The sequence below is a fragment of the Collinsella sp. An271 genome (assembly GCF_002159695.1).
Lineage (GTDB): Bacteria > Actinomycetota > Coriobacteriia > Coriobacteriales > Coriobacteriaceae > Collinsella > Collinsella ihumii.
The window spans coordinates 56,507-75,774 of record NZ_NFJE01000008.1 but is presented as its reverse complement, the minus strand read 5'-3'; the positions used below and the strand labels follow the sequence as shown (position 1 = coordinate 75,774).

The window sequence follows — 19,268 nt, the reverse complement described above, 5'->3', positions numbered from 1 at the left end:
CGGAGGAGCCATGGAGATCAACGAGTATCTGCTCGCATTTGCCACGAACCCCCTGGTCCAGCAAATCTTCTGGACCGTCGTGCTCGGAGCGGCGACCATCATCGTCGCACGCATCGCCGCGCGGGCGCTTCGCCATCTGCTCAACATGGACAGCAACCCGCTGCCCTCATCGAGCATCATCGTCAACATCGTGCGCGCCGTGATCTGGATCGTCGGGGCGAGCATCATCATCGACGGGGTTTACGGATACAGCACCAACGCCATCTTCACCGCCCTCGGCGTCGGCGGTATCGCCGTGTCGCTCGGCTTCCAGGACACGCTGTCGAATTTGATCGGCGGTCTCCAGATGACATTCATGGGCATCATCAAGCCGGGCGACAACATCGAAATCGGCACCGAGAAGGGCGTGGTGCAGGACATCTCCTGGCGCCACACCACGATCAAGGACCCGATGGGGCAGACCGTGATCGTGCCCAACTCGGTGATATCCAAGACCGCGCTCGTCCACCTGCTGCCGGCCAACCGCGTGTCCGTGCCGTTCGCCGTGCCCCGCTACAAGGACGACGCCCACGAGGACCTCTCGATGGACGCGATCGCCGACAGGCTCATCGCGATGGCGCGCGAGGCGGCGGGCGGCATCTCGCCGGTCACCGACGGGCCTAAGGTCTTCTTCTCCGAGATCACCGAACTCGGCATCAAGGGGACGATCGTTCTGCAGGTCGAGGATCCGGGCAAGGTGTCGCTCGCGGCGGACGCCATCGTGCGCGCCATCGCCAGCGACATGGCATAGCCCGCCGCCTCAGGGGTGTGTACGGCTGGCAGATTCGGCCCCGGCCCGGCTGACCGGGCCCGCGATCGCGCGGTTACCGGCGGCACCCTCCGAACAGGTTGCGCGTGATCTGTCTTGTCGCCTCACGGCCGAACGTGCCCAAGATCTGCTTCGCGAGCTTGCCGATGCCCTTGATCATCCGCTCCTGCTGCTTCTCGCGAGCCCGCTCGGCTCGCTCCGCCTCTTTTGCCTTCTTCGCCTCGAACGCAGCCTTCTCCTTCTCAAGCGCCTCGCGCTCCGCCGCGAGCCTGTCGGCATCCGCCTCGTCGCGCGCGGCCTCTTCAAGCTGCTCGAACGCGCTCTCGCGATCGAGCGCCGTGCCGTACTTTGCCATCAGGTCACCTTGATCTGCGCATGCCTCACGAAGCGCCTCGCCGGAGGCCGCCGCCATCAGGCATTGCGGCGGCAGGATCTTGGCGCGCTCCACGATCTCGGGCTGGCCGTCCGCGTTCAGAAACGACACCAGCGCCTCGCCCGTACCGAGCTCGAGGATCGCATCTTCGCTCTTGAACGCGGGGTTTGCGCGAAACGAGCTCGCCGCGGCGCGAACCGCCTTCTGCTCGGCGGGCGTGTAGGCGCGCAGGCCGTGCTGGATGCGGTTTGACAGCTGGGCGAGCACCTCATCCGGAATGTCGGAAGGGCCCTGCGTGATGAAGTACACGCCGACGCCCTTGGAGCGAATGAGCTTGACGACCTGCACGATCTTGTCGAGCAGCTCGCTCGGCATGTCGTTGAACAGCAGGTGGGCCTCGTCGAAGAAGAACACGAATTTCGGCTTGTCCAAATCACCGGCCTCCGGAAGCGTGTCGAACAACTCGGAGAGCATCCACAGCAGAAACATCGCATAGATCTTGGGGCTCTGGATGAGCTTGGCCGCGTTCAGGATGTTGACATAGCCCTCGCCGTTGGGCGCGCAGGCGAACCAGTCCGCCAAATCAAGCGCAGGCTCGCCGAAGAACACGTCGCCGCCCTGATCCTCGATGGAGATGAGCGAGCGAAGTATGGCGCCGACCGACTGAGATGACACCTTGCCGTATGTCGACTCGTACTCCCTGGCGTGCTCGGCGGCGTAGTTGAGCATGGAGCGCAGGTCTTTGAGATCGATCAGAAGCAGCTGCTTGTCATCGGCGATGCGGAACACGATGTCCAGCACGCCCTCCTGCACCTCGGTGAGCTCAAGCAGGCGCGCAAGCATAGTGGGACCCATGTCGGACACCGTGATACGAACCGGAATCCCCTGTTCGCCGAGCATATCCCACAGTCGGACCGGACAGCCCGCATAGCTCCAGCCCTCGATGCCGAAGCGAGCGATGCGCTCCTGCATGTCCTCGGAATCCGTGCCCGGCTCGCACATGCCCGTGATGTCGCCCTTGACGTCGGCCATAAACACGGGGACTCCGGCCCGCGCAAAGCCCTCCGCCATGACCTTGAGCGTCACCGTCTTGCCCGTTCCCGACGCACCGGCAATCAAGCCATGGCGATTCGCCTGGTTCAGAAGCAGACTGACGTGCTTGCTGTCGGGCTCGGCACCCACGCCCATCCAAATTGCGTTCTCTTGCAGCATCGGCAGCTCCTCACTCGGCAGAATCGGACGGACCTTCGGCCTCCGCCCTTAGGTCGCTCCATCCACAATAACAAGCCGTCGGCGCACCTCGTTGCCAATACCGAGGAGGTCAAATAGCGGTTTAGGCCACGTTCCGCGAAGCTGCGTTTTGCGGGGGCGAGGGCCGATCAGCCCGCCTCCTCCGCCTCGGAGAGGCACGTGCTAATGACACAAAATGGGCAATTTGGCACGCTAAGAGCCTTTGCTGACCCCCTTTAGCGTGTCAAACTGCCCGGTTTGTGTCATCGACACCTCTTCACCCCTCTGGGAAACAATGTGCGGCGCACGATGGCCTTATTCTTTCGGAGCGGAACTGTCCGTACCCGCGCGATGCTGCCGAATGCCAGCCTTGACGGCTGCGATGTCGTTGCGGTTCACCATCATCCGGCGCCCTCGATTCGCGATGGAACGCATAGGCGCGTCGACGTTGATGCCAAGCAGCATATTCGCGATCCAAAGGAAGAACAGCAGCACGAGGACGGGGATGACGCACGATGTGACCAGCATGACCGCGACACCCTCGATCAACCGGTTGACCTGGGCGAGCAGGTCCTCGCCGATGCTGCTCGCCGCGTCGACGACGGTTTCGGGCAGGCTCAGGATAAAGTCGATGGGGTTGTCGGCGCCCTCTTCGGCATCCGTTTCCTCCTGAGGCTCCTCCTCGATGGTGTAGGAAATCTCATAGGTCCTATCGATCATATCGGTCACGGCGACGCCCGCAGGAACCGTCGCCACGAGCACTGCGCCGAGGACGACCAGCTTTGCCGCCAGACGCGCGAGCACGGCCGAGGCCCCCGACCGGCGATATAGCAGAATCGCCCCGATGAGGAACAGCAGCGCCAATGGGATGAGAACGCCGAACGTAGCGAACCCGAAAATGGTCAGCAGGTACTTCTCCAGATAGAGCACGCCCAAGATCAGCATGAGGTTCGAGCTCAGATCCATGAGCTTTTCGGCGATGGGCGTGCCGACGTCGTCGGGCACCGCCGTGATGGCGACCGAAGCGGCTGTCGACGCGGTGACCATGCCGAGCACGTTGGCCTTCTTCTCGTCAAGCGTCGCGATGGTCGACGCGAAGGTATCGGGTGACGAGAAGATCTCGCGCAGGGGAACGGCCGACACGATGCCGGCCACGATAAGCAGCGCGATCACGAAGAACTTGAACCGCATGATGGTGTCCATGGGACCAGCGGCAGCTTCGACGCCAAATTCGCCCTCGCGCGTCACGATGACCGCGTCCTCAGGGATCTCGATAACCCGCAAATCGTCTCGCTGCATAGCGCTCACCTCGTCGACGGTCGCACAAGTCCGGCTGCTGCCCTCCATCTTACCGGCACCGAAGCGCTCACGCTCCGATGAATCGAATCGTTTAGACGCGGCAGCAAACGGCAGGATGGGCTTGGCGCAAAGGGAGATGATCGCGCGGAATCGGCTAGCACCCTCTAGGCCCCGCTCATTCATGAACGAGCGGGGCCGTTTTCGGCGTTTGCCCAGGATTCCATTGTTTGACACCCGTACTTTTTCATGAACGAACGGATCTCACGGCGGCAGTGCGGCGCACAAAAAGCGCCCAGAGAGGGCCCCGGGCGCACATCAACCGATGAACCAGCGCTTCTTCAGCCCTGCAGCATCGCCTGCAGGTCGTTCTCGGGCGTGGTGATGGCCGAAATGCCGTAGGTTTCCACCAGATAACGAAGCACGTTATCGGACACGAACGCCGGCAGCGTGGGCCCGAGACGGATATCGCGGATACCTAGGTACAGCAGGGTCAGCAGCACACACACCGCCTTCTGCTCGTACCACGACAGCACGATGGACAGCGGCAGCTCGTTCACGCCACAGCCGAACGCCTTCGCCAGCGCCAAAGCCACCTGCACCGCGCTGAACGCATCGTTGCACTGCCCCATATCCATAAGGCGCGGCAGACCGGCGACCGTTCCGAGATCAAGGTCGTTGAAGCGATACTTTCCGCACGCCAGGGTAAGCACGACGCTGTCGGCCGGCGTCTGCTTGACGAGCTCCGTGAAGTAATTGCGCCCCGGTCGCGCACCGTCGCAGCCTCCGACCAAGAAGAAGTGGCCGATCTTGCCCTCGCGCACCGCATCGACCACCTGATCTGCCACGGAGAGCACGGCGTCGCGCGCAAAGCCCGTCGTCACCTTGGTGCCGCCGTTGATGCCCGTGAACTGGCGGTCTTCGGGATACCCGCCCAACTCGAGCGCCATCTCGATCAGCGGCGAAAAATCCCGCTCCCGATCGATGTGCACCAGTCCCGGATAGTCGACGACACCGGTGGTGAACACGCGGTCCCGGTAGCTCGCGCACGGCGGCATCAGGCAGTTGGTCGTGAACAGCACCGGCGCGGGGATGCCCGCGAACTCCTTTTGCTGGTTTTGCCACGCCGTGCCGAAGTTCCCTTTGAGATGGGAGAACTTTTTGAGCTCGGGATAGCCGTGCGCCGGCAGCATCTCGCCGTGCGTATAGATGTTGATACCGAGGCCCTCGGTCTGCTCAAGAAGGCACCGCAGGTCGTACAGGTCGTGACCGGACACGACGATAAACGGCCCCTTCTCGATCAGCAGCGGAACCTCGGTGGGAACAGGGGATCCGTACGCGGAGGTGTTCGCGAGATCGAGCATCTCCATGCAGAGGTAGTTCTTCTCGCCCACCTCGAGCATGACCGCGAGCAGCTCATCCGGTGCCGCCGCATCGTCGCCCACCGCGCGCAACGCCTTCATGAAGAACGCGTTCACCTCGTCTTTTGCATAGCCCAGCGCAAGCGCGTGATAGGCATACGCCGCCATGCCGCGGATACCGAACAGAATCAGGGACTTCAGCGAGCGTATGTCCTCGTCTGCATGCCACACGCGGTTCATGTCGTAATCCGACACCACAAAGGGAACGCCCTCCGCGCATCGTGCCGATGCCGCCTCCGCCTGCTCGACATGGACGCGGTCGATGAGCTTCTGGAGCGCATCCCCGTCGAAGTTGACATTGGTGACGGTCGCGAACAGCCCCTCGATCACCAGGTGCCACGCGCTCTCGGATACCCCTTCCGCCTCATCGCTCAGGCGCGCCAGCTCGATGAGCGCGCCCGTCAGCTCGTCCTGAAGATAGGCGACGTCGGCCGGCTTGCCGCATACGCCCGCCCTTCCCGTACAACCACTGCAACCTGCCGTCTGCTCGCACTGGAAGCAGAACATCATGGGTTCGAATGCCATGTCAGAGCCCTCCTTGCTCTCGGGGGCCTCCGTATCCGACCCCGCGCTTGCCCAGTTATACCGGGAGGGCTACGATAAGTATGTTGTCACAACAACGAAATGGAACTCCGCATGAAGCACATCGCTCCCACACACGCCATGTTGTTCGAGGGCATCGATCCTCTGGACGTAGAGCGCATGCTCCCCTGCTTCGATGTCCATGAGCGCACCTACGACAAGGGCGAAACGATCATGCGCGCTGGAGACGTCACGCACAGCCTCGGCATCGTGCTGGACGGCAGCGTCAACATCGTTGCGAATCATATCTGGGGCGCGCGCGACATCTTCGTGCATGCGGAGGCGGGGCAGATGTTCGGCGAGGCGTACGCCGTCAGCGCGTCGAAGCTGCTCGTCGATGCCGTCGCAGCGGAACCGAGCCGCGTCTTGCTGCTCAACGCCGAGAAATTGCTGCACGTGTGCGGACGGTCCTGCCCCTATCACCACCGCATCATCCAAAACCTTATACGCATCGCCGCCCTGAAGAACATCGCGCTGTCGCGCCGCATCATGCACACGGCGCCCAAGACCATTCGCGAACGTGTGCTGTCCTACCTGGCGGAGCAGGCGCTCGAGCACGAAAGCCGCAGCTTTGCCATCCCCTTCTTGCGCGAGCAGATGGCCAGCTACCTCGGCGTCGACCGCAGCGCGCTGTCCGCCGAGCTCTCGAAGATGCAGCGCGACGGGCTCATCCGGTTCAAAAAGAACCGCTTCGAGCTGCTCACATGATTCGGCGGTACTTGCCGGGGCGAGCCAGTTGGGACCGCAGGAGGTGACGATATGCTGCCGGCCTTGCGCGCCGCAGCGCGCAAAGAGCCCCGCGGCACACGCCGCAGGGCTCTCACTCGGGTCCAGCACCCACAATCTGCCGAGCAGCCGGTCGATTCTGCGGCCCGCAACGGCCTTGCGCGACCCTACAGCCGTGCCACGACGGCATCCCCCATGGCGGCGGTGCCCAGCACGTTCTCCCCAGGCGTCCCGGCGTCAGCGATGTCGCGCGTGCGCAGGCCGTCATCGAGAACCGCGGTCACCGCAGCGCGAATGGCGTCGGCGGCCTCGCCCATGTCGAAGCTGTAGCGCAGCATCATCTCAACGGACAAAATCTGGGCAAGCGGGTTCGCGATGCCCTTGCCCGCGATATCCGGCGCGCTTCCGTGGCTCGGCTCGTACAGGGCCACGCCGTCGCCCAGGCTCGCGGAGGCGAGCATGCCGAGCGACCCGGTGATCTGCGCCGCCTCGTCGGACAGGATGTCGCCGAACATGTTCTCGGTCACCACGACGTCGAAGTCCGCAGGGCGATTGATGAGCTGCATCGCGGCGTTGTCTACCAGCACGTCCTCGAGCTCCACGTCGGCGTAGTCCTCGTCGTGGATACGATGCACGATCTCGCGCCACATGCGGCTCGTCTCCAGCACGTTCGCCTTGTCCACGCTCGCCACCTTGCCGCGACGCTTGCGCGCCGCCTCAAAGGCCTGGCGGGCGATGCGCTCGATCTCGTACTCGCGATACTCGAGCGTGTCATACGCGCGCTGGCCCGGCTTTCCGTCCGCGCCCGCACCCTCTTCGTCATAGAAGCGCTCGCGACGCCCAAAGTACAGGCCGCCGGTGAGCTCGCGCACGATCATCATGTCCACACCATCGATGACCTCGGGCTTCAGCGTGGAAGCACCGGAAAGCGCCGAGAAGATCTGCACGGGGCGCAGGTTGGTGTACAGCCCCAGCTCCTTGCGGATCTTGAGCAGACCCTGTTCGGGACGCGGCGCGGCAGGGTCGGTCGTGTCCCATTTGGGACCTCCCACGGCGGCAAGCAGCACAGCGTCGGACGCGCGCGCGGCATCAAGCGTCTCATCGGGCAGCGCGGTGCCGCATGCGTCGATCGCCGCGCCGCCGATCAAGGCGTCCTCGCAGACAAACTCGACGCCGAACCTCTGACCCACGGCCGCAAGCACCTTCTTGCCCTCGGCCATGATTTCCGGCCCGATGCAGTCACCGGGCAGGCAGCAAATCTTGTAGCTCTTCTTCACGTTGCAGCTCCAATCAAGCGAGCTCGGGCCCGCGGAAAACGGATTGTCCATGAGCAAAAACGACCCCGTCCCAAAACGTACCGGATGGCATTACTGCGCGGCCAGCTTGGCGCGCGTGCGGTTGACCAGGCCGCCCGCTTCGATGATCTCGGCGATAAACGGCGGGAACGGCTCGGACGCAAACGCCTCTCCGGTATCGATGTTGGTGATGGTTCCGGTATCCGTGTCGACCGAGACCCGTACGCCGTCGGCGATCGCGTCGACGGCCTCGGGGCACTCCAGAATCGGCAGCCCGATGTTGATGGCGTTGCGGTAGAAGATGCGCGCGAAGCTCTTGGCGATGACGCACGACACGCCCGCGGCCTTGATGGCAACCGGCGCATGCTCGCGGGAAGAGCCGCAGCCGAAGTTCTCCTCGGCCACGATGATGTCGCCGGGCTTCATGCGCTCGACGAACGTCGGGTCGAGATCCTCCAGGCAGTGCGACGCCAGGTACGCATGGTCGGAGGAGTTGAGATAGCGGGCAGGGATGATGACATCGGTGTCGATATCGCGTCCATAGCGGAACGCGGTGCCTTCAAAATGCATGAGCGGTCCTTTCGTACTCACGATCTGGGCGGGACGGGGCCCGCATGAAACAAGATGGCCCCGTCCCAAAAGGAATCATTACAGGTCGGACGGCGCGGCGATATGGCCGGCGACCGCGCTTGCAGCGGCGACCGCGGGACTTGCCAGATAGACCTCCGAGGTGGGATCGCCCATGCGGCCGACGAAGTTGCGGTTGGTGGTGGACACGCAGCGCTCACCGGCAGCGAGGATGCCCATATAGCCGCCCAGGCAGGGACCGCACGTGGGGGTGGAGAACACGCAGCCGGCATCGATGAAGACATCGGCCAGACCCTCCGCCATACACTGCTTGAAGACCGCCTGCGTCGCGGGGATCACGATGCAGCGGACGTTCGGGTTGACGGTGCGCCCGCGCAGCACCTCTGCAGCAGCGCGCATATCCTCGATACGGCCGTTCGTGCAGCTTCCGATGACGGCCTGATCGATGGCGATATGGGTGCTCTCGCTCACCGGATGGGCGTTGCCCGGCAGATGCGGCCACGCGACGCACGGCTTGATGTCGGCCGCGTCGATATGGATGACCTGCGCGTACTCCGCATCCGGATCGGCGTGGTACTCCACGTACGGACGCTGGCAGCGCCCCTCGAGCCATGCGCGCGCAACGTCGTCGACCTCCATGATGCCCGCCTTGCCGCCGGCCTCGATCGCCATGTTCGAGATGGTCATGCGGCCCTCCATCGACATGCTGCGGATGGCCGACCCGGTGAACTCCATGGCCTGGTACAGAGCGCCGTCGACGCCGATCATGCCGATGATGTGCAGAATGACGTCCTTGGGCGTCGCGCCGTCGACAAGCTCGCCTTCGATCTCGAACTTGATGGTCGGCGGGACCTTGAACCAACACCGTCCGGTCGCCAGGCCCACGCCCGCATCGGTGGAGCCTACGCCGGTGGAAAACGCACCGAGTGCGCCGTAGGTGCAGGTGTGCGAGTCGGCGCCGATGATCAGGTCGCCCGGCACGACGGTGCCCGTCTCGGGAAGCAGCGCGTGCTCGATGCCCGCGCAGCCCTGCTCCCAATAGTGCGTCACCTTCTGCTCATGGGCGAAGTCGCGCATCTTCTTGGTCTGCTCGGCGCTCTTGATGTCCTTGTTGGGCGCGTAATGGTCGGGCACGAGGCACACACGGTCGCGGTCGAACACCTCGGTCGCGCCGAGCTCGCGGAACACGTCAATGGCGATGGGCGCCGTGATGTCGTTGGCCAGCACGATGTCGACATCGCACTCGACGAGCTGGCCGGGACGGACCTCATCGAGTCCGGCATGGGCCGCAAGGATCTTCTCGGCCACGGTCATAGGTCTTGGCATTGGTTGCATCCCTTTCTGTGATCTGACGTTGCGTGTCGCCTGCCGTTAGGCGGCGCTGGCTTCTGCCTCGCGCTGATCGGAGATCAGGCGGTTCAGGGCGTTGATATAGGCCTTCGTGGAGGACACGATGATGTCGTTATCGCTGCCGCGGCCGATGTAGACCTCGCCGTTGGCGGCGGTCACGCGCACCGTGACCTCGCCCAGCGCATCGATGCCGCGGGTGATGGACTTGATGGAGAACTCGGACAGGTCGTTGTCCACGGCCACGATCTGGTCGACCGCCTTGTAGACGGCGTCGACCGGACCGGTTCCGTAGGCGGCGACGGTATGCTCGGTGCCCTCTTCGTCGACCAGCGTCAGCGTCGCCGTCGGCGTCAGCGGGAAGCCGCAGGACACCTGCACGGCGCCCAGCGTCCAGATCGCGGCGCTCACGCGCTCGCGCTCGTGGACGATGGACTCCAGATCCTCGTCGTACACTTCCTTCTTCTTGTCGGCGACCTCGAGGAATGCCTGGTAGATACCCTCGAATTCCTCATCGGTAAACGTGTAGCCCAGCTCTGCCATGCGATGGCGCAGCGCCGCATGGCCGGAGCGCGCGGACAGGATGATCTGCGAGCCGGCGGCGCCGACGTCGGCGGGGTCGATGATCTCGTAGGTATCGCGCGCCTTGAGAACGCCGTCCTGATGGATGCCCGAGGAATGGGCGAACGCGTTGGCGCCGACGATCGCCTTGTTGGGCTGAACCATGATGCCCGTGATGGAGCTCACGAGCTTGCTCGCATGGGTGAGCTCCTGCGTGACGATGTCGGTGTGGGCGTCAAGCTCGGCGCCGTGCATGCGGATGGCCATGACGACCTCTTCGAGCGAGGTGTTGCCCGCGCGCTCACCCAGGCCGTTGATGGTGCACTCGATCTGCGTGGCGCCGTTACGCACGCTTTCGAGCGCCAGGGCGGTCGCCATACCAAGATCGTTATGGGTATGGACGGAGATAGTGACATCTTCGATACCGTCCACGCGCTCGCGCAGGTCGCGAATGCGCGCGCCGAACTCCCACGGCATGTTGTAGCCCGTGGTATCGGGGATGTTCACGACCGTGGCGCCGGCCTTGACGGCCGCCTCGATGATGCGCACCAGGAAGTCCTGATCCGCACGACCGGCGTCCTCGGCGTAGAACTCGACATCGTCCACGAAGTTGCGCGCATGCTTGACCGCATGGACGGCACGCTCGATGGCCTCTTCCTCCGTGAGGCGCAGCTTGTCGCGCAGATGGGAGGGCGACACGCCCAGGCCGGTATGGATGCGCGGACGCTTGGCGGTCTTGAGCGCCTCGGCTGCGACCTCGATATCCTTGTCGACCGCGCGCGTCAGACCGCACACCGTGCACTTGTCGCCCGCGATGCGGCCGATCTCGGCCACGCTCTTGAAGTCACCGGGGCTCGAGATGGGGAAACCCGCCTCGATGACATCGACGTTCATGCGGATAAGCTGACGGGCGATGATGAGTTTTTCCTCGGTGTTCATGCTTGCGCCGGGCGACTGCTCTCCGTCGCGCAGCGTCGTGTCGAAGATGGCGATCTTGCGGGTCATGGGTTCCTCCTGTGCTCGTGGTCGTGTGCTGTGCCTGCAGGAGGTGGCACCGATTGCGGTTGCGCAAGATACGCAAAAGCACCCCGTCGCGCGTCACGCCCTGCAAGGCGTCGGTCAGATGCGCGGTGGGGTGCTTCTGGAAGTGCCGGCTTATGCCATTCGTGCCATACGAAGGACCCTAGCGCGCATCGGCGGCTAGTAGGAGCGCTAGGGATAGGGACTGAGCAGCAGAGGCGCTCGCGCGCGAAGTCATGCTGTACTCCCTTGTTGCCATGCGTTCCGTCCTTTCGTAGGCGAATGTATTGCAGTTTAGCAAACTAAAGCGCTCATGCAAGTCAGAATCCCGTAAATGGTCCGCACGGTGCCTCTGGCAGCCCAGCGCGGGATGCCCGGGCACACCGAGAGGGCCCCAGCAGGACATCGGCCTTCAGCCGGCCCGATGCCTCCGTCCGAACGGTGCCGCCTCGCCCACTCCCCGATCGCACGATATGATGGTGCCGCACCACCGGCACGAGGAGGCACTATGATCGACCTGCGCAGCGACACCCTCACCAAACCGACGTCTGAGATGCTCGAGACGATCCTCGACGCCCCGCTTGGCGACGACGACCGGACCCATGAGCTTGGCCGCGGCGAAGACCCCACGGTCAACGAGCTCGAGGACCTCGCTGCGCAGATCACCGGCAAACAGGCCGCGGTCCTCATGCCGTCGGGCAGCATGGCGAACACCGCAGCCGTGCTCGCCCAGGCAAAACCGGGAAGCACCCTGCTGGTGGACGAGCAGCAGCATCTGCTCATCAGCGAGAAGTACCTGTTCGATCCCGATTTCGGACGCATGAAGTTCCAGACCTACCGCCACGACGAGCACGGCCAGCCCGACCTCGCCGACATCGAACGGCATCTCGATGCGGGCGGCATCGACCTCGTCTGCGTCGAGAACTCGCACAACTACGCGGGCGGGGCCGTCGTCTCGCTCAAGCGCCTCGCCGCCATCCACGAGCTCGCAGGAGCCCATGGCATCCCCGTCCACATGGACGGCGCCCGCATGTTCAACGCGACCGTCGCCCTCGACATCGCCCCCGCCGTGCTGTGCGCATCCGTGGACACCCTTATGTTCTGTCTGTCCAAGGGGCTCTCGGCCCCCGTCGGTTCGATCGTCTGCGGAGATCAGGGCACCATACTGGAGGTGCGCCGCATGCGCAAGGCGCTCGGCGGGGCCATGCGGCAGGCCGGCGTCATCGCCGCACCGGGACTCTACGCGCTGCGCCACAACATCGACCGCCTGGCAGAAGACCATGAGAACGCCCGCGCATTCGCCGATGCGATCCTCGACCTTCCGCATACGAATATCGTGGGCGATGTCGTCACCAACATCGTCGTGATAGACGTGAGCGACCTGGTCGATGACCCGCTGCGCTATTGCGAGCTCGCCGCCCAACGGGGCCTTATCATCCGCCCGGTCATGAAGCGCTACATCCGATTCGTCTTCTACCGCGGCATCACGCGCGACGAGGCCCTCGAAGCAGCCGCCATCGTGCGCGAGCTCGAAAACGAGCTCGCGGGCTGATCCGCTTCCGATAACGCGTGAAACGGATCGAGACGAATCGGCCTGCCGCACCCCCTCGGACCCCGCTTATTCATGAATAAGCGGGGTCCTTTTCGACGTTTGCCCAGGATTCAAATTTCTGACACCCCTCTTCATTCATGAATGAAGAGGGGTGTCGTCGTTGGACGCACACAGAAAAGCGCCCGAAGGGAGACCTCGGGCGCGCATCGGCCAATCAATCAGAGCTTCTAGCTCTCACGGATGATGGCATCCGGGCGCTGCTTGACCTCGGGACGCAGCTCGACGCCGAGTCCCGGCCTCTCGGGCAGACCGACACGACCGCCATCGATCTGGGGAAGCGCATCCGCCAGATCCTGATACCACGTCGCGAGGTTCGCGCGCACCACCTCTTGGAACATGGCGGTCGGTGCATACATGCCCAGATGCAGGCCCGCCCACAGCTGGACGGGACCGGTGCAATCGTGCGGTGCGATGGGGATGTTGAAGCTCTCCGCCAGCGCGGCGATCTTGCGCCCTTCCGTCAAGCCGCCGCACCAGCCCAAATCGAGCATCGCGTAGTCGACTGCCTGCTCGGCAAGCAACCGGCGGAACACCGGAGCCGAAGACAGCGTCTCGCTGCCGCAGATCGGGGTCCGCGTCCCGGCGCGAAGGTCTCGAAGCTGCTCGACGTCGTCCATCTTGCACAGCGGGTCCTCCGCCCAAAAGACGTCCACCTCCTCGAGCGCCTGGCAGATCCTGCGCGCCGCCGGCACGCTCCACAGGCTGTGCAGCTCGCACATGACCTCCATCTGGTTGCCCACCGCGGCGCGAATCTTGCGGAACGGCTCCATGCCCGCCTGCAGATCCTCGTCGGAGATCCACATGCCCTGGGTCGCCTTCGCATACGGATCGAACGGCCAGATCTTCATCACGCGATAGCCTTCCGCGAGCAGGCTCTCGGCCAGCTTGCCCGCATCGCGTGTGAAGGCGATCTGATCGTCATAGGGACCGCGCATGCCGTCGGCATCGGTGATGACGCGACGGGCGTTCCCCGAGTCATAGGCGCTGCTGCTCGCGTTGAACGAATAACCCGAGCACGTGTTGTACACCGGAAGTGAGGTCCGAGAGGCACCGCCCAGGGCCTCGTACACCGGAATGCCGGCACGCTTGCCGAACAGGTCCCACAGGGCGATATCCACCGCACTCGCCGCGCGGACCTCCGCGCTGGCGCTATGGAAGCCCACGTAGGGCGTCAGCAGCGTGCGCGAGATAAACTCGATGCGACGGGCATCCTGGCCGATCAGCCAATCGGCCAGCTCGCTGTGCACGACCGCCTCGATCGCCGCGGCGCCGCGCCACGCCTCGCCCAAACCGACAAGCCCGTCGTCGGTCTCGACCTCGACCCATATGCAGTTTGGATACTGCTCTACGCGAATCGTCCGCAATGTGGTAATGATAGCCATGGCCGTTCCTCCGTCGTCCGCGTCTCGAACCGAAGCGCATCATCAGCACTCCCTTTCATCCGTTCTATAGAGAAACCACGCACTCGTCATCGGTACGAAATACACATTCGATAAACGGCAGTAACAGATATGGCAAAGGGACCACGGAGTAAGGGCTTCCGCAGGAGCACCCCGGGTAGGAAGCCGGCCCCACGGGGGGCGTTTGATGGCACGGCTTAACGGCCCGCAGCCCACTGCGGAGGGTTCTGGCCGAGCGTTCGCTGAAAAATCGACGTTTTGAGCGCATCGATTTCAAACTCGAACAAAACGGCATCTTCGAGCCGATGTTTCCGCAGGTCACAGCCATTCAACGGATGCGATTTTCAGGACCTTCCAAATCCACTCACTCATAACGTCGATTTTTCAGCAATTCTGTACGGCTGAATCTCCGCTGGGCGTCCTCCCAGGACGTGAGCGCAAGGCCGCTTTATGCTACCCACCGCAAAAGCAATTGTTCAGTGTTTCCCTAACGCAGGGGGGCGGACATCCAAATGATGTCCGCCCCCATCCGAGAGGTATCAAGTTAGTTGCGCTCAGCCCGATCGGTTGCCGTGTCGTACACGTTCTCGCGCATCACCAGGTCACGCACAGCGTTCCACTGGTCGCCGGATTCGAACAGCGAGGAGTTCAGCTGCGTGATCGAACCTCCGCTCGCATCCGACAGGAGCTGCTCGAGCATCGTGCGTTCAAAGCTGTAGATGTCGGTCTCGTATTCGCTGTCGTACTGCTCGTGAACCGTGATGTTCACCGTGTTGAGGTCCTCGTAGACCGACAGTGCCGCCACGGCGTCGTAGACGATCGCGCGGTCGAGAGCGTCGCCATCGATGTCCTCGCTCACATTGCTGTAGCGCACGTTGAAGCTGTCGCCGTTCTCTTCGACGCCGGAGCTATCAACATAGGAGCCGAGCGGAAGGCTCTCGAACAGCTGCACCTTGGTCGTGCCGTTCCCCGTATAGGACTTCAGCGTATCGATCGAGTTGTTGGCGATCTCGTTGTCGAGCGCCGTCGTAGCCTCCCACTCCCGCTGATCCTCAGGGTCGTCGAATTGCGGGGTCTGGGCCTGCGTTTGGGACTGAGTGTTCGACGACGTGGCCGCATCACCGCTCGTCGAGTCGCCCTGCGAGGTCTGCGGGCTCTGGTTCTGTTGCTCGCGCCACTGCTGCTCTGCCTGGGCCTCGGCGACATCCTCCTGATGATCCAGCATGGGATCGATCACAAACTCGAACAGGCCGAGCACCGCGGCGATCAGGGCAACGGCGACGATGCCGAGCACGAGCGGCCATTTGGCCCGCGACTTGGACGCCTGGTGCTGTGAGCCCTCAGAGGCCGCAGAGGATGTCGGTGGAGTCGGCCCTCGAGGCGTCTCGGGTTTTACCGCGGGCGCAGCCATAACGACCGTCGGCTCCGTCTCGGGAAGCACGGTCGTCGGCGCCTCGACGGGCTCATCGGTGCCGGCACCTCCCGACAGCACGTCATCGATGCTTGGCACGCTTTCCTTCGTGCGCGCCATCGCCTCTTCTTCAGACAGCCCCTGGGCAAGATAATCCTCGTAGCGCGCCACGAGGTTGCCGTAGATCTCTTCCTTGAGCTCGATGTTCTCTTCAGTGAGAACCCTACCCTGGAACAGATGCTCAACGTACATACGAAGCTCGTTCATCGTCTGTCCCCCTCCTGTTTCAGCAGCCTATCGATAATATTGCGAACACGAACCCAGCGCTTCGTCGCTTCGGTGAGCTCATCGCCACCCGAAGGGGTAACCCGATAGTACTTGCGTCGGGCGCCTTGCGACTCATCCCCCCAGTAACTCTCAACGTACCCTTGATTCTCCAAGCGCTTGAGGCTCGTGTACAGCGAGGGCTCTTTCATTTCATATTCTCCCCCGCTGGCCGTGGCGATCTCTTTGAGGATCTCGTAGCCATAGCTGTCACCACTCGAAAGCGTGCACAAGATGATGGCGTCGATATTTCCGCGAATAAGATCGCTTACCGCATCCCTCGTGGACATTGCGTCACCTCCCGTCGGATACGTGCTTTCTGACAGCTCCAATGTAGCACAGATTACTTTGTGTGTTGATATACATTTTCTCACACAGATAGACGGTAGATTAGGCAAGGTAAACGGTAGGATTTCGTAAGAACGTTCTGAAACGGGACCATTTGCCCACAACTGCACCAAAAAAGCCCGGTACCGCGAACGGTACCGGGCTGTCAGCAACACCGGAAATGTAAAGCGCTAAACGCTACTCCTCCATGAAGTTGCGCTGGACAGCGGAGTCGACCTTGACGCCGGGGCCCATGGTGGAGGTCAGCGTGATGCTCTTCACGTACTTGCCCTTAGCGGAAGCGGGCTTGACGCGCAGGATCTCCGTGTACAGAGCGGCATAGTTCTCGACGAGCTTCTGGTCGTCGAAGGAAACCTTGCCCAGGGGCACGTGGCAGATGCCGTAGCGGTCAGCGCGATACTCGACGCGGCCGGCCTTAAGCTCGCTGACCATCTTGGCGACATCCATGGTGACGGTGCCGAGCTTGGGGTTCGGCATCAGGCCACGGGGGCCGAGGATCTTACCGATGCGGCCGACCTTCGCCATCATGTTCGGGGTGGCGATGGCGGCGTCGAAGTTGATCTCGCCCTTCTGGATGTCAGCGATCAGCTCGTCGGAACCGATGACGTCGGCACCGGCCTCACGAGCCTCGTCAGCCTTGGCGCCCTCGGCGAACACGGCAACGCGAACGGACTTGCCGGTGCCGTGAGGCAGGGAGATGGAGCCACGGATGTTCTGGTCAGCCTTGCGGGTGTCGATGCCCAGACGGAAGTGAGCCTCAACGGTCTCGTCGAACTTGGCGGGAGCGAGCTCCTTGACCAGCTTCACGGCCGCAAGCGGCGTGTAGAGCTGAGAACGATCGACCTTCTCCGCAGCAGCGCGGAACTTCTTACCATGCTTAGCCATGATTCTTACCTCCTGTGGTGAACGGGCACGAGCCCTCCCACATCGATATGCGCCCTATTGCGCAAAAACAGGCGCGAACGAATGCCGCGCCTGCAAGGAAAACAACTTACGCGTCGGCGATGGTGACGCCCATGGAGCGGGCGGTGCCGGCGACGATCTTCTTGGCGGCCTCGATGTCGTTGGCATTGAGGTCCGGCATCTTGATCTCGGCGATCTTGGTGAGCTGCTCCTGCGTGAGCTGGCCGACCTTGTCGCGCTGCGGAACGGCGGAGCCGCCCTTGAGCTTGAGCTCCTTCTTGATCAGGTGAGCCGCAGGAGGGGTCTTGCAGACGAAGTCGAAGGAGCGATCCTCGAAGACGGTGATCTCGACGGGGATGATGTCGCCCTGCTTGTCAGCCGTAGCGGCGTTGAACGCCTGGCAGAACTGCATGATGTTGACCTGAGCGGCACCCAGGGCAGGACCGACGGGAGGAGCGGGGTTCGCAGCGCCAGCGGGAATCTGGAGCTTGATGACGGTGGCAACTTTCTTCTCAGCCATGTCAAACCTTCCTAAACACGAACGTGTGAACAAGTGCTATATCGTCAGCGCGAACCCGTTAGAAGCACACCATCCGGTGAGCGGCCGGATGACGAAGCGTGCACGCGCGAACGGACAACCTAACCGATGACCGTGATCTGGTCGAACGAAAGCTCGACCGGCGTCTCGCGGCCGAAGATGAGCAGCGTGACCTTGACCTTGCCGGACTCGGCGTTGACCTCGGACACCTTGCCGTCGAAATCGGCCAGAGGACCGGAGATGACCTTGACGGCCGTACCGACCTCGATGGCGACCGACGTGCGCTTGGGAGCGCCGCCCTTAGCGGACTTGCGCATCATCTTGTTGTACTCATCGCGGGAGAGCGGAGCGGGCTTGCCGTTGGCGCCCAGGAAACCGGTCACGCCGGGGGTGTTGCGAACGCAGGTCCAAGCATCATCGTCCATCTCCATGCGGACCAGCACATAGCCCGGGAAGATCTTCGAATCCTTGGTCTCGCGCTTGCCGCCCTCTTTGATCTCGGTGACGCGCTCTACCGGAATCTCGATGTTGAAGATACGGTCCTGCATACCCATGGTCTCGATGCGATGCTCGAGATCGGACTTGACGCGGTTCTCGTATCCGGAATAGGTGTGAACTACGTACCAACGCTTAGACATGAACTACCCCCTCAGTCCCGACAAGAGCAGAAGGCCCTCACCGATGACAACATCGAGGACGGCGATCACGATACCAACGACAACGAGCGAAACGACGACCGCCACGGAGTAGTTGATGAGCTCCTTCTTGGACGGCCACACAACGCGCTTCATCTCGGAGCGGATGGAGCCAAGGTACTTCTTTGCACGGGCGATGATACCCGGCTTGGCGTTCTTGGCCTTGGTGGTCTTCTTGGAAGCCTTCTTCGACGTCTCAGGGGCCTTCTCGCCCTTCTTGAAGAGAGACTTCTTCTCCTCCTTCTGAGGAGCGGCCTTCTTGGCATCCGCCTTCTTGCCGGCTGCCTGCGCAGGCTGGGCCTTAGAAGCAGCAGGAGAAGCCTGGTTGCTCTTCTTCTTGGACTTCTTGTTGGCCATGACGTTTACCTCCGGCCTAAACCACCTAGACATTAGAAACCGTAAGCCTCACAAGGAGGCTTACGGATTACAAACTGGCACGCCAGGAAGGACTCGAACCCTCAACACTCGGTTTTGGAGACCGATGCTCTACCAATTGAACTACTGGCGTATGTACGTGAGACTAGCGAGTCTCTTTGTGCACGGTGTGACGACGGCACCAGGGGCAATACTTCTTGATCTCCATGCGATCAGGCATGTTTGCCTTGTTCTTGGTCGTCGTATAGTTGCGACGCTTGCACTCGGTGCAGGCAAGTGTAACGAGAGTACGCATGTATCTAATAACCTCCATTTACCGTCCCCTGCGGGCACGGTGGAACATTTAACCGCAGATACGGAAGTGTGTCAATGCTCCTTTGAAATCTGGTGGACATCTGCAAATTCGTTACACAAC

18 protein-coding genes and 1 tRNA gene are annotated in these 19,268 nt (G+C 62.6%); 3 read left to right on the top strand and 16 right to left on the bottom strand.

Annotated features, from left to right (window positions below):
• Window positions 1-10: 10 nt before the first annotated feature.
• Window positions 11-790, top strand: coding sequence for a mechanosensitive ion channel domain-containing protein (locus B5F74_RS08250; RefSeq protein WP_066829675.1), 780 nt, complete (start codon window positions 11-13; stop codon window positions 788-790).
• Window positions 791-863: 73 nt separating this feature from the next.
• On the opposite strand, the gene B5F74_RS08245 is transcribed toward B5F74_RS08250, so the two are convergent.
• The 3 genes from B5F74_RS08245 to hcp form a co-directional block, all read right to left on the bottom strand.
• Window positions 864-2,393, bottom strand: a complete 1,530-nt coding sequence (locus B5F74_RS08245) for a helicase HerA-like domain-containing protein (RefSeq protein WP_087201554.1) — start codon at window positions 2,391-2,393, stop codon at window positions 864-866.
• Between the two features lie 333 nt (window positions 2,394-2,726).
• A complete protein-coding gene (locus B5F74_RS08240) occupies window positions 2,727-3,710 on the bottom strand; it encodes a hypothetical protein (RefSeq protein ID WP_087201550.1) in 984 nt (327 codons plus the stop codon).
• A 338-nt stretch (window positions 3,711-4,048) separates the two neighbouring features.
• Window positions 4,049-5,653, bottom strand: coding sequence for a hydroxylamine reductase (gene hcp / locus B5F74_RS08235; RefSeq protein ID WP_239283425.1), 1,605 nt, complete (start codon window positions 5,651-5,653; stop codon window positions 4,049-4,051).
• 111 nt (window positions 5,654-5,764) lie between these two features.
• Here hcp and B5F74_RS08230 point away from each other — a divergent pair, with 111 nt between their 5' ends.
• Complete coding sequence (locus B5F74_RS08230) at window positions 5,765-6,418, top strand: Crp/Fnr family transcriptional regulator (protein WP_087201548.1); 654 nt, start codon at window positions 5,765-5,767, stop codon at window positions 6,416-6,418.
• Between the two features lie 185 nt (window positions 6,419-6,603).
• Here the strand turns inward: B5F74_RS08230 and leuB are convergent, their stop codons facing one another.
• The 4 genes from leuB to B5F74_RS08210 form a co-directional block, all read right to left on the bottom strand.
• Window positions 6,604-7,764, bottom strand: a complete 1,161-nt coding sequence (gene leuB, locus B5F74_RS08225) for a 3-isopropylmalate dehydrogenase (protein WP_204212514.1) — start codon at window positions 7,762-7,764, stop codon at window positions 6,604-6,606.
• A 39-nt stretch (window positions 7,765-7,803) separates the two neighbouring features.
• Window positions 7,804-8,301 (bottom strand): 3-isopropylmalate dehydratase small subunit, encoded by a 498-nt coding sequence (locus B5F74_RS08220; RefSeq protein ID WP_066829689.1) that lies wholly within the window; start codon window positions 8,299-8,301, stop codon window positions 7,804-7,806.
• Between the two features lie 78 nt (window positions 8,302-8,379).
• On the bottom strand, window positions 8,380-9,645 hold the full coding sequence (leuC, locus tag B5F74_RS08215; protein ID WP_239283424.1) for a 3-isopropylmalate dehydratase large subunit: 1,266 nt from the start codon (window positions 9,643-9,645) through the stop codon (window positions 8,380-8,382).
• A gap of 45 nt (window positions 9,646-9,690) precedes the next feature.
• A complete protein-coding gene (locus tag B5F74_RS08210; protein WP_066829697.1) occupies window positions 9,691-11,232 on the bottom strand; it encodes a 2-isopropylmalate synthase in 1,542 nt (513 codons plus the stop codon).
• Window positions 11,233-11,755: 523 nt separating this feature from the next.
• Between B5F74_RS08210 and B5F74_RS08205 the strand changes: the two genes are divergently transcribed.
• Entirely contained in the window at window positions 11,756-12,799 is a 1,044-nt protein-coding gene (locus B5F74_RS08205) for a threonine aldolase family protein (RefSeq protein WP_087201544.1), read from the top strand.
• A 227-nt stretch (window positions 12,800-13,026) separates the two neighbouring features.
• Here the strand turns inward: B5F74_RS08205 and B5F74_RS08200 are convergent, their stop codons facing one another.
• The 9 genes from B5F74_RS08200 to rpmG all read right to left on the bottom strand — a co-directional run bounded on the left by B5F74_RS08200 (window position 13,027) and on the right by rpmG (window position 19,148).
• Window positions 13,027-14,241 carry a mandelate racemase/muconate lactonizing enzyme family protein gene (locus B5F74_RS08200; RefSeq protein ID WP_087201543.1) on the bottom strand — a complete coding sequence of 405 codons (1,215 nt, stop codon included), beginning with the start codon at window positions 14,239-14,241 and terminating at the stop codon, window positions 13,027-13,029.
• A gap of 562 nt (window positions 14,242-14,803) precedes the next feature.
• On the bottom strand, window positions 14,804-15,937 hold the full coding sequence (locus tag B5F74_RS08195; RefSeq protein ID WP_087201541.1) for a permease prefix domain 1-containing protein: 1,134 nt from the start codon (window positions 15,935-15,937) through the stop codon (window positions 14,804-14,806).
• Window positions 15,934-16,284, bottom strand: a complete 351-nt coding sequence (locus B5F74_RS08190; protein WP_066829709.1) for a PadR family transcriptional regulator — start codon at window positions 16,282-16,284, stop codon at window positions 15,934-15,936. Before B5F74_RS08190 ends, B5F74_RS08195 begins: the two co-directional genes overlap by 4 nt.
• A gap of 235 nt (window positions 16,285-16,519) precedes the next feature.
• Window positions 16,520-17,227, bottom strand: a complete 708-nt coding sequence (gene rplA, locus B5F74_RS08185) for a 50S ribosomal protein L1 (RefSeq protein ID WP_066829712.1) — start codon at window positions 17,225-17,227, stop codon at window positions 16,520-16,522.
• Window positions 17,228-17,333: 106 nt separating this feature from the next.
• Entirely contained in the window at window positions 17,334-17,765 is a 432-nt protein-coding gene (gene rplK, locus B5F74_RS08180) for a 50S ribosomal protein L11 (RefSeq protein WP_087201539.1), read from the bottom strand.
• A 119-nt stretch (window positions 17,766-17,884) separates the two neighbouring features.
• Complete coding sequence (gene nusG, locus B5F74_RS08175; RefSeq protein WP_066829720.1) at window positions 17,885-18,421, bottom strand: transcription termination/antitermination protein NusG; 537 nt, start codon at window positions 18,419-18,421, stop codon at window positions 17,885-17,887.
• A gap of 3 nt (window positions 18,422-18,424) precedes the next feature.
• On the bottom strand, window positions 18,425-18,835 hold the full coding sequence (secE, locus tag B5F74_RS08170) for a preprotein translocase subunit SecE (protein WP_087201537.1): 411 nt from the start codon (window positions 18,833-18,835) through the stop codon (window positions 18,425-18,427).
• A gap of 75 nt (window positions 18,836-18,910) precedes the next feature.
• Window positions 18,911-18,986 (bottom strand) — tRNA-Trp (locus B5F74_RS08165).
• Window positions 18,987-18,998: 12 nt separating this feature from the next.
• Window positions 18,999-19,148, bottom strand: coding sequence for a 50S ribosomal protein L33 (rpmG, locus tag B5F74_RS08160; RefSeq protein ID WP_079989048.1), 150 nt, complete (start codon window positions 19,146-19,148; stop codon window positions 18,999-19,001).
• Between the last annotated feature and the right edge of the window lie 120 nt (window positions 19,149-19,268).